General features: G+C 71.9%; 2 protein-coding genes and 1 pseudogene. 1 reads left to right on the top strand and 2 read right to left on the bottom strand.

The genetic code is table 11. The features are described from left to right. Positions 1-684: XdhC family protein (locus tag ACQKIP_RS41140; RefSeq protein ID WP_427745354.1), on the top strand; the 684-nt coding region annotated here is incomplete at its 5' end. 97 nt (positions 685-781) lie between these two features. Here the strand turns inward: ACQKIP_RS41140 and ACQKIP_RS41135 are convergent. Further along, positions 782-3,733: an FAD-binding and (Fe-S)-binding domain-containing protein gene (locus tag ACQKIP_RS41135; protein ID WP_365854091.1), complete on the bottom strand. Its 2,952-nt coding sequence runs from the start codon at positions 3,731-3,733 to the stop codon at positions 782-784. A 52-nt stretch (positions 3,734-3,785) separates the two neighbouring features. Beyond that, positions 3,786-4,255: pseudogene (locus tag ACQKIP_RS41130) on the bottom strand (serine--glyoxylate aminotransferase); the annotation flags it as partial.

Raw genomic sequence — 4,255 nt, 5'->3', positions numbered from 1 at the left:
ATTGAAACACAAACGGACCTGGACCGGACGGTGGTGGGGGAGACCCGCGCGATGCTGGACGCGGGCCGCACCGGCGAGTTCACCGTCTCGGAGAGCGGATCGCGCTGCGGGGAGCCGCTGACGCTGTTCGTGGAGTCGAGCGTGCCCCCGCCCCGCATGATCGTGTTCGGTGCGATCGACTTCGCGGCGGCCCTGGTGCGCACGGGCAAGTTCCTGGGCTACCACGTGACGGTGTGCGACGCGCGGCCCGTCTTCGCCACGCGGGCCCGTTTCCCGGGGGCCGATGACATCGTGGTCGACTGGCCGCACCGTTATCTGCGGGACACCGCCACCGACGGGCGCACGGTCTTGTGCGTCCTCACCCATGACGCCAAGTTCGACATCCCGTTGCTGGAGGTGGCCCTGCGCCTGCCGGTCGCGTTCGTCGGCGCGATGGGCTCGCGCCGCACGCACGAGGACCGCAACCGCCGGCTGCGGGAAGCCGGCGTCAGCGAGGAGGAGTTGGCGCTTCTGCACTCCCCGATAGGGCTCGACCTCGGGGCGCGCACGCCCGAGGAGACCGCCCTGTCCATCGCGGCGGAGATCGTCGCGGCCCGGCGCGGCGGTACGGGCGTGCCGCTGACCGGCGCCGCGATGCCCATCCACCACGAGACGGGGGCGGGCGGCGCCACCGCGGCTGCGTGAACCGGCCGAAGGCGAGGGCGGCCGTGGTGCTGGGGCACCGCGCCCGCTTCCGTACCCGGCACTCCGGCCGGTGCCGGGACCACGACCGCTCGCGTGTTCAGGCCGGTTCCACCGCCTCCCGCAGCAACTGCACCGGATGCCAGGCGTCGCGTTCGGTCCCGTGGAAGATCTGCTGGCGGCAGGAGACGCCCGTGGCGACCACGACCGTGTCGCCGTCCTCCGCCTCGATCGCGGGGAAAAGACGGTCCTGGCCGACCGTCATCGACACCTCGTAGTGCTCGGACTCGAAGCCGAAGGACCCGGCCATCCCGCAGCACCCGGCGTCCAGTTCGGACACCGACACGCCGGGGATCCGCTTCAGGAGCGCGACGGTCGCGGCCGTGCCCACCTCCGCCTTCTGGTGGCAGTGGCCGTGGTAGAGCAGCTTGCGTCCCGCGAGCCAGGAGTCCTCGCGCAGCCGAAGCCGCCCGTCGTCGACGGCCTCCACGAGCAGCTCCTCGACCTGGCGCACCCTTCCGGCGATGTCCTTGACGGCGGTGTCGTCGGGCAGCAGCGCCCGGTGTTCGTCGCGCAGGGTCATCAGGCACGAGGGTTCGCAGCCCACGATCGGTGAGCCGGGCTCGGTCGACTCCCGCAGGGTGCGGGCCAGTCGGCGCGCCTTGTGCTTCGCGTCGTCGACAAGCCCCTTGGAGAGGCTGGAGCGGCCGCAGCAGCCCCCGCTCTCCAGGCGCACCTGCCACCCCGCCCGCTCCAGCAGGTCGATGGCCGCCCGGCCGATGCCCGGCTCGGTGTACGTGGTGAAGGAGTCGGCGAGATAGGTGACGGTGCCTTGGGTGACCGGGAACCCGCCGGGCGTCCGGCGCCGGAACCAGCGCAGCAGATTGCGCCGCACGAACACCGGCAGCGGCCGCTGCGGGGCGATGCCGGCCAGGCGGTCCATGAGCCGGCGTACCCAAGGGACGCGTCCCGGCAGGTTGGACAGCGGTGCGGTCGCCGAGCCCAGGCGGTTCAGGAGCCGGATCGCACCGAACAGGCGCGAGCGCAGCGGCACGCCGTGGGTGTCGTGGTAGTGCGAGAGGGCCTCGCTCTTGAGGGTGGCCATGTCGACGCCGAGCGGGCACTCGCTCTTGCACGCCTTGCACATCAGGCACAGGTCGAGGATCTCGTGCAGCCGCTCGTCCCCGAGCGCGGCCTTGGGGTCGGGCTCGGACAGCGCCTTGACCAGGGCTCCCGCGCGCCCGCGGGTGGAGTCCTCCTCCTTGCGGGTGGCCATGTACGAGGGGCACATGGCGCCGCTGCCGGACTTGCGGCACAGCCCGATGTTCATGCACCGGTCGGCCGCGGCCCGCATGCTGCCCCCGCCCACGACCTCGAAGGACAGGCGGGTGCGCAGCGGTGCGGCGGGCGGCAGGGCCGCGTCGCGCAGGTTGTCCGTCATCGGCGCCGCATCCACGATCTTGCCCGGGTTGAGGATGCCGTCGGGGTCGAAGAGCCGCTTGACCTGGCGCATCGCCTCGTACAGTTTCTCGCCGAAGATCTCCCGGTTGAACTCGCTGCGGGCCAGGCCGTCGCCGTGCTCGCTGGAGTTGACCCCGCCGTACTCGGCGACCAGGTCCTTGACCTCCGTTGCGACGGCGCGCATCCGGCCGATGTCCGCGGGGTTGGTGAGGTCGAGGTAGGGCCGGATGTGCAGACAGCCCACCGAGCAGTGGCCGTAGAACCCGGCCGTCATGCCGTGCCGGTCCAGGACGTTCTTGAACCTGCGGGTGTAGTCGGCCAGATGTACCGGGTCGACCGCGGTGTCCTCGACGAAGGCGAGCGGGCGCTTGGTGCCCTCGCTGGCCGCCATCAGCAGGCCGAGCCCGGCCTTGCGGACCTTCAGAAGGGAGGACTGCTGGGCCGGGGTGATGGCCTGGAGGGTGTGGTAGCCGTGCCCGTGGCGCGACCACAGCTGGGTCAGCTGCCGCATCCGGTCCAGGAGTTCGGCCTCGTCGTCGCCGGTGAAGGAGACGAAGAGCAGGGCTTCTGGTTGCCCTTCGAGGATGTCGCTGAGCGCCGCGTACTCGATCTTTCGCCGGGACAGGTCGAGGATCGTCCGGTCCATCAGCTCCACGGCGGCCGGATCGCAGGCCAGCGCGTCCTGTGTCCCCGCGATCGCCCCGGCCACGGAGGTGAAGTGGCCGACGGCGATGACCGTGCGGCTCGGCTTGGGCACCAGGTCGACGAGGGCTGTGGTGGCGACGGCCAGGGTTCCCTCCGAGCCGACGACGAACTTGGCGAGGTCGAAGGGGGCGTCCTCGCGGGCGAGGCGGTCCAGGCGGTAGCCGCAGGCGCGGCGCCAGTGCTCGGGGAAGCCCTCGGCGATGGCCGCGGCATTGGCCCGGACGATCCCGGGTAGCTCCCGGTAGAGGGCGCCTTCGAGCGTCGGCTGCCCGGCGCGGCGGGCGCGTTCGGCCTCGTCGACCCGGCCGAAGGACGCGGGGCTGCCCTCCGCGAGCACCACATCGAGTTCGCGGACGTGGTCGATGGTCATGCCGTAGCGCACCGACCCGCTGCCGGCCGAGTTGTTGCCGATCATCCCGCCGATGGTGGCGCGGTTGCTGGTGGAGGTGTCCGGGCCGAACATCAGCCCCCACGGGCTCGCGGCGCGATTGAGCTGGTCCTGTACGACACCGGCCTCGACCAGGGCCGTGCCGCTGCCCGGATCGAGTTCCACGATGCGGTTCATGTGACGGGACAGATCCAGGACCAGGCCGGGCCCCACGGTCTGGCCCGCCAGGCTGGTCCCGGCCCCGCGCGGCACGACGGGCACGCGGTGGGCGGCGGCGGCCGCGACCGCCGCGGCGACGTCGTCGGCGTGCCGGGGGAAGGCCACCCCCATCGGCGTGATGGCGTACATGCTCGCGTCCCTGGCGAACAAGTGCCGGGTGTAGTCGTCGAACTGGACCTCGCCGTCGAGATCCTTGACCAGGTCCTGTTCGAGACCGCGGGCCTGGTCCCGGCTCTCGGCGTGGTCGTGGGCGGGGCTCTCGCCCTCGGTGACGGTCATCCTCGGCAGCCTCCTCGGCGGGATGGGGACTTCGGCGGGCGCACGGCCGTTCTCACTCGGTGCGCAGGACGTCCAGGGCGTCGGCGAGCCCGCCCGGGTCGATGCGCACACCGGCCAGTTGCAGGCCCATCTGCACCCCGGCGAGCGTGCCCGCGAGCGTCAGGTCGCCCAGGTGCCCGAGGTGGCCGATGCGGAACACCCGTCCGGCGAGCCTTCCGAGGCCCGCGCCCAGGGACATGTCGAACCGCTCAAGGATGATCTTTCGTACTTTGTCGGCGTCCTGGTCCTCGGGCATGAGGACCGCGGTCAGCGAGGAGGAGTACTCGCGCTCGTCGGCGCACAGCACCTCAAGGCCCCAGCCGCGCACGGCCGCCCGGGTGGCGGCCGCATGCCGGTCGTGCCGGGCGAAGACCGCGGGCAGCCCTTCGGCCTTGAGTATCCGCAGGGCTTCGGCGAGACCGTAGAGCAGGTTGGTGGCGGGGGTGTAGGGGAAGAAGCCGCGCCGGTTGGCCTCGATGTAGG

Source organism: Streptomyces sp. NPDC059900 (genome assembly GCF_050270335.1).
In the GTDB taxonomy this organism is placed as follows: domain Bacteria; phylum Actinomycetota; class Actinomycetes; order Streptomycetales; family Streptomycetaceae; genus Streptomyces.
This window is presented reverse-complemented; position numbering and strand designations above follow the sequence as displayed.